Annotated in this window: 3 protein-coding genes; all 3 read left to right on the top strand. The window is 68.7% G+C overall.

The window, feature by feature from the left end:
* Positions 1-2,458: cellulose biosynthesis cyclic di-GMP-binding regulatory protein BcsB (locus V7067_RS13830; protein WP_334176489.1), on the top strand; the 2,458-nt coding region annotated here is incomplete at its 5' end.
* Positions 2,459-2,511: 53 nt separating this feature from the next.
* Complete coding sequence (locus V7067_RS13825) at positions 2,512-3,603, top strand: glycosyl hydrolase family 8 (protein ID WP_334176488.1); 1,092 nt, start codon at positions 2,512-2,514, stop codon at positions 3,601-3,603.
* On the top strand, positions 3,594-5,419 hold a 1,826-nt coding region (locus V7067_RS13820; protein ID WP_334176487.1), incomplete at its 3' end, for a hypothetical protein. The genes V7067_RS13825 and V7067_RS13820, both read left to right, overlap by 10 nt.

Genomic DNA, 5,419 nt, shown 5'->3' with positions numbered 1-5,419 from the left:
CCGGCCGGCCGGCGATGAACTGCCGCCGCCGGTGGGTGTGCCATCGGGACAGACCGCGGCCGGGGCCTCTCAGGCGCCGATCCCCTTCGATCTGCCGGCCGGCAGCGCACAGCCGACGGCGCAGGCGGTTTCGCCGGATGCCGCGCGTTACATCAACCGCTACCTGCTGCCGCGCCCCGACGTGCGCCTGACCGGCGAGGCGGACTCCATCGGTCTGCCGATCTACCTGACGCAGGCCGAGGCGGCCCAGCAGGCGCGGATTTCCATCGGCTTCATCAACTCCGTCGTGGTGATGCCCGAGGTGTCGCGCCTGACGGTGTGGATCAACGGCAAGCGCACCATCGAGGTGCCGGTGGAGGCGGTGGACGAGCCGTCCTATTTCCAGCTGCCGCTGCCGCGCGGGCTGCTGCGCCCCGGCCTCAACCAGATCCGCATCAGCACGCTGATGCGGCACCGCGTCGACTGCTCGATTGCCGGCACCTTCGAGCTGTGGACCCAGATCGTGCCGGAGATGACGGGGCTGACGTTCACCGGCGGCGCGCCGCGGCTGTCGCGCATTTCCGACCTGCCGGCGGTGGGGGCCGACAGCGTCGGGGCCACGCGCATCATGGCGGTGCGGACCGGCAAAGGCGATCCGGTGGCAATCGGCCGCCTCATCAAGGCGGCGCAGTCGGTCGCGCTGGCCGGCCGGTTCTCCCATCCGGTCATTTCGGTGGTGGATTCGATGGCGGCCATCAAGCCGGGGCCGGGCACGATGGCGCTGGTGGTGGGGCAGGCGGCCGACGTGATGCCGATCACGCCGATCGGCGGGCTCGACGGCGCGAACGGGCCGGTGATGGCGCTGATGAGCGATCCGGCCACATCGATCCCGGTCATGGTCCTTTCCGGCCGCACCAACGGCGATGCCGATGCTGCGATAGACCGCATCGGCGCGCTGGTGCAGCGCGACATCGCCCAGCGCCTGACCGATGGCAGCGCCCCCTGGCGGGCGCCGGACGTGCCGCTTTATACCGGCGGCGAGAGCTACACCTTCCGCGAACTGGGCGTGCCGACGGAGGAGTTCTCCGGCCGCCGCTTCAAGACGTCGTTCGAATTCCGCCTGCCGCCGGATTTCTACGCTGAAGGCTATGGCTACGTTCAGCTTCGCCTCGATGCCGCCTACAGCCCGGAGGTTCTGGCCGGCAGCACGATCTCGTTCTACATCAACGATCAGATCGCAATGACGTTCAACCTCACCAGTTCGGCCGGTGAGTTCATGCAGCAGCGCCTGATCACGGTGCCGATGGCGAACTTCCGCGCCGGCGTCAACACGATGCGCATGGAGGCGAACCTCAACACCGAGTCCGACCGGGTCTGCCTGCCGGGCACCACGATGGCCGCCAACAAGCGCTTCGTGCTGTTCAACACCTCCCGGCTGATCATTCCGCGGTTCGCCCGCCTCGGCGTGCTGCCCAATCTGGCGGCGTTCTCGGCCGATGGCTTCCCCTATGGCCGCTCGGTGGAACAGCCGCTGGCGGTTTATGTGCCCGGCGGCCTGCCGGCGGCGGGGGCGGCGGCCACGCTGGTGGCGCAGATGGCGGTCTCGCGCGGCGAGCCGCTGGCCGTGGTGGCGGCAACGGCCGCCGCCCAGATCGAGCAGCGCCCGGCGCTGGTGGTCTCGGCGGCGCAGGATATCGATCCGACCATTCTGGCGCGGGTCGGCATCGGCGAGCTTGCCGTCAACATGGGCGACCGCTCGCCGCTGCCCGACGACAGCGGCGGCACCGGCGCGGATGCCGGCCTGAACGGCCTGCCGCCGCCGGTCCAGTCGCACGGCTTCGATGCCCTGCTCAGCAAGGTGCAGGTCGCGCGCGGCCAGCGCGCTCAGACGCAGCCGGCCGCCTCCGCGCCGGCGGCGCCGCCGGATATGCCGGCCGACGACACCGCGGCGATCTACGAGCGCTGGCAGTCCGGCTCGTCGGGCTTCCAGAGCATCGGTTCGGTGTTCGTTTCGGTGCTGAGCTGGCTGAACGAGGGCATCGGCATCAATGCCCGCATTCTCGGGGCCGGCTTCATGAACCGGCAGCAGATGCCGTTCACCGAGAGCTTCACGGCGATGCTGGCGCAGAACTTTGCCGAGCGCAGCGGCCTGACGACGTGGACGGTGCTGACCGCGGCCACCAACAACGATCTCGCGAGCGGAGCGGAAGGCATCACCGCGCCGCAGACCTGGCGCCTGCTCGCCGGGCAGACCGCGTCTTTTCTGCAGTCGAACGGCACTGTGCGCACCACGCCCCCGCAGCGCGAGCGGGTGCTGGAAACCGTGCCATTTTCCCTCATGAACTGGCGCCTCATTGCCGCGAACTGGTTTTCGCTGCACATCGTCGGCTATGCGGCCGTGCTGATTCTGGCCAGCATCGCGCTCGGCGTTGCGACCTGGATCATGATCCACCAGACTCGAAAGGGTGACATGTGGTGAGTGCTGTGTCCGGATTAAAGGCGGCAGGGGTGCGCCTTCTATCGGCAGCGGTGATGGCGGGGTTTCTCGCGGAGGCGGCCGTGGCGCAGGTGCCGGAATCGTTGCTGCCGCAATCGGCCGCCAAGCGGGCCGCGGTTGCGGCAAGCCAGCCGCCCGCGGCGCCATGGGCCCTGCCGGGACCGGTGTGGGATTCCTGGCGGGCGGCCTTCCTCGACAAGAGCGGCCGGGTGGTCGACACCGCCAACAACAACATCAGCCATTCCGAAGGGCAGGGCTATGGCCTGCTGCTGTCGGTCTATGCCAACGACTGGGCGACGTTCGAGCAGATCTGGACGTTCACGCTGACGGAACTGCTGATCCGCGACGACGGACTGGCGGCGTGGAAGTGGGATCCGCGCCACACGCCCCATGTGGTCGACATCAACAATGCCACCGACGGCGACATTCTGATCGCGTGGGCGCTGGCGCTGGCGGCGGACCAGTGGAAAGAACCGCGCTACCGCGATGCGGCGACGCGCATTGCCAACGCCATCGGCCAGAACACCTTCCGCTCGTTCGCCGGCTACACCATCATCCTGCCGGGCGTGGAGGGTTTCGACCGGACCGCCAGCGGCGGACCGATGATCGTCAATCCGTCGTACTGGATCTTTCAGGCACTGCCGGTGCTGGCCAAGCTGGCACCGGATTATGACTGGGCGGGGGCCGAAAAATCCGGCGTGGCTATTCTTGCCAAGGCGCAGTTCGGCCAGTTTCATCTGCCGTCGGACTGGCTGTCGATCTCGCAGAGCGGCGTGATCGAGCCGGCGAGCGGTTTCGATCCGGTGTTCGGATACAATTCCTTAAGGATACCGCTTTACCTTCTGGCATCAGGTCATGCCGATGAAAAGCAGCTCGCACCCTACCAGAAGGCATGGACGCAGGACGGCGACAATGCGCCTCTGATCGTCAATGTCCTCACGGGCAAGGTGATCGAGAAGCTGACGGAGCCGGGCTATCAGATTCAGGCAGCGCTCGTTTCGTGCGCCCTTAACGGAACGGCAATTCCCTACGATCTGAGAGAGTTCGTGCCTTCGTCCTACTATGCGTCGACGCTGCATCTTCTGGCCATGACCGTCCTGGCGAGACGGTATGCGAAATGCTTGTGAGGCTGATTGCTGCTCTGGCAATCCTCTGTGTCAGTCCTCTGACCGCCGCCGCCCAGTCGGCCGGCGATAGCCTCCTGCCGTCTGCCAGCACCAACCCCGGCAACCCGGTCTCCGGTGCCCCGGCAGCCGCCGGCGGCGTGCGCCCGGTCGCCGGCCAGCAGAATGCCGCCCGTCCGGCCGCCGGCGCCGCGCCTGCAACCGGCGCGGCGGCCGATGCCGCCCGGCGCGCCCAGAACGTGGATGAATCGGCGCTGCGCTATTTTGCCCGGCAGGGCGATCTCGACCGGCTGGAGGCGGAGATCCGCCGCCTGCGTGCGCTCTATCCCAACTGGGAGCCGCCCGTCGACCTGCTTGACCCCGGCGCGGGCGGCGGACCGAGCGACGTTCAGCCGGTGTGGGATCTTTACGGCGCCGGCCGCATCGCCGAAGCCCGCCAGACGCTGAGCCGCCTGCAATCGGCCAAGCCCGGCTGGCAGCCGCCGGCCGATCTGGTGGCCGCACTGGGCGATGCCGAGGCCCGGCAGCGCATGATCAATGCGGCGGCCAACAAGCAGTGGAACACGGTTCTGACCATCGCCAACCAGACGCCCGCGCTGCTGGTGTGCGGCCGCATGGACGTGCTGTGGCTGGTGGCCGATGCCTTTGCCGCGACCGACAAAAAGGCCCGCGCGAAGGATGTCTACACCTACATCCTGAAGAACTGCGCGAACTCGCACGAGCGCCGTGCCACCATCGAGCGGGCGATTTCCAGCCTGCCGCCGGAGATGACGACGCCGCTGTTCGACATGGAGCGCGCGGGGCCGGACGGCAAGGGCGAGTTCTCCGGCACCCGGCTGGATTTCATCCGCCGTGTTGTGGGCGATGCCGCCCGCGATGCCAAGGTGATGGTGCCGCCGGGCGATCTCGACGAGTTGCAGAAGGCCGCGCAGGACAGCAAGGAGCCGAACGACGCTCTGCTGCTCGGCTTCTATTTCACCAAGCGCGGCGACACGACCAAGGCCTACGAGTGGTTCAAGATCGCCCTGGACCGCGGCGGCGGCGCCAAGGCCGCCGAGGGCTATGTCTATGCCATGCACGAGGCCGGGCAGGACCTTCGCGCCGAGGCCACGGCCTATAAGTGGCGCGATGCCAGCGACGCCAACATGGTGGCCTACATCCTGCTGGTGAGCACGCTGCTCAATCCGCCGACCAGGACCGGCGCGGCCAACGACGTGCTGGCGGCAACGGCGGTCGATCAGGAGATCGTGGACCGCTTCGTGCCGGTGGTGATGCAGCGCAATTCGCCGCTCGGCGCGCTGTCGCTCGGCTGGTACGCCTTCAACACCAAGCAGTTTGCGACCGCCGCGGACTGGTTCCAGCAGTCGCTCGACTGGCAGCCCTCGGAAGCTGCCGCCTATGGCCTCGGCCTTGCCATGCACTCGGTCGGCAGCGAGGCCGGGCTGCAGGCGGTGCTGGATACGTGGACCCCGCGTTTTCCGCGCCTGCCGGATCTGCTGCAGGCCGCGTTCATGGCGGCCGTGCCGGTGCAGACCACCGATCTGACCGCCGCGCAGGCGGCCCGTCTGCAGACCCAGCAGGGGCAGGTGGCCCCGGTGCCGGGCCGCATCGCGGCCCCGGCCGGGCAGGCGAGAACGCCGATGGACATCGCGCGGGCCCAGATGGCGGCCGGCCAGCCGGTCGCCGGGCAGACCCTCGTCGCCGGCCAGCCGGTGGTTGCAACGCCCGTCGCGGCCTCTGCCACGCAGGCGCAGGCGCAGGCACTGGCGTTGCAGGCCGCGCAGGCCCAGGCTGCGGCCGGGCATGGTGTTCCGGCGGC

This window comes from Pseudoxanthobacter sp., assembly GCF_036822375.1.
In the GTDB taxonomy this organism is placed as follows: Bacteria; Pseudomonadota; Alphaproteobacteria; order Rhizobiales; family Segnochrobactraceae; genus Pseudoxanthobacter.
This window is presented reverse-complemented; position numbering and strand designations above follow the sequence as displayed.

Excerpts from the sequence above, each read along its gene's own strand:
- V7067_RS13825 (WP_334176488.1), top strand. The coding sequence starts at position 2,512 with ATGGCGGGGTTTCTCGCGGAGGCGGCCGTGGCGCAGGTGCCGGAATCG.